Source organism: Gordonia amicalis NBRC 100051 = JCM 11271, from assembly GCF_000332995.1.
In the GTDB taxonomy this organism is placed as follows: Bacteria; Actinomycetota; Actinomycetes; order Mycobacteriales; family Mycobacteriaceae; genus Gordonia; species Gordonia amicalis.
Genome location: NZ_BANS01000056.1, coordinates 1 through 867, shown reverse-complemented (window position 1 = coordinate 867; position 867 = coordinate 1). Strand labels below are relative to the sequence as shown.

General features: G+C 67.8%; 1 protein-coding gene. It reads right to left on the bottom strand.

What is annotated here, in order from left to right:
• Nucleotides 1-109: 109 nt before the first annotated feature.
• Nucleotides 110-775 (bottom strand): hypothetical protein, encoded by a 666-nt coding sequence (locus GOAMI_RS20895; protein WP_006438609.1) that lies wholly within the window; start codon nt 773-775, stop codon nt 110-112.
• Nucleotides 776-867 lie beyond the last annotated feature (92 nt).

The window sequence follows — 867 nt, the reverse complement described above, 5'->3', positions numbered from 1 at the left end:
CGGCTCAACCAGCGAAGACCAGGGCCGCTGCGCTCGCTACCGGCTCAACCAGCGAAGACCAGGGCCGCTGCGCTCGCTACCGGCTCAACCAGCAACGGCACGAGGTCCCCTACTTCGGCGCAGGCGGGTTGGCGGGCAGCTGATTCCAGTACTGGAGGCCGGGCGGGAGGTATCGCGGTGCCGGGTTCGCGCTGTGTGCGACGGCGTTGTTGCCCGGTCCGAGCGTGTCCCAGGACGGGAAGAAGAATTTGTGCCACGCGGGCGTGAAGATCAGCGCCCGCTCGCCGGTGCGGCAGGCGACGACGTCGCGGCGGGGCACGGTGCAGGTGACACCGGCGATCGTGACGCGCTTGCCGACCCCGAGGAGCGGCGGCCGGAAACCGGTCTTGGATCCGAACCGATAGGTCTGTTCCCGGTTGACCCACCACGGTCCCTGTTGGTCGCCGGAGATGGCGGCGCCGGTCGCGGTGGGCGGGGCGGTCGCCGGACGACCCTGGCAGCCCACATAGCGGTACGCCTGGCCGATCTGGCACATCCAGCGGCCCGTGGTGAAGAACGATCGGCCGTTGTCACCGTAGGCGAGTGACCGGAACGTCGTCGGGTCGACGGGCTGGTAGCGCGACAGATCGAATTCGACGGGCATCGTGGGACCCGGCGCTGCGTTCACCGCCGGTGCTCCCACCGCGATCCCGGCCGCGACCGTCAGCGCGGCAAGCGCACCGACTGTTCGACGGATGATCCCGGTTCCCAACCCCACTGTCGACACGATCGACATTGCATCACACGTGTTCGTGTCCTCGTCGACTAACTGTGGACAAGTCGGGCGACTGATCGGAGGTATGTGGAGCTGTTACGCAGTTCACCTGT

Excerpts from the sequence above, each read along its gene's own strand:
- GOAMI_RS20895 (WP_006438609.1), bottom strand. The coding sequence starts at position 775 with ATGTCGATCGTGTCGACAGTGGGGTTGGGAACCGGGATCATCCGTCGA.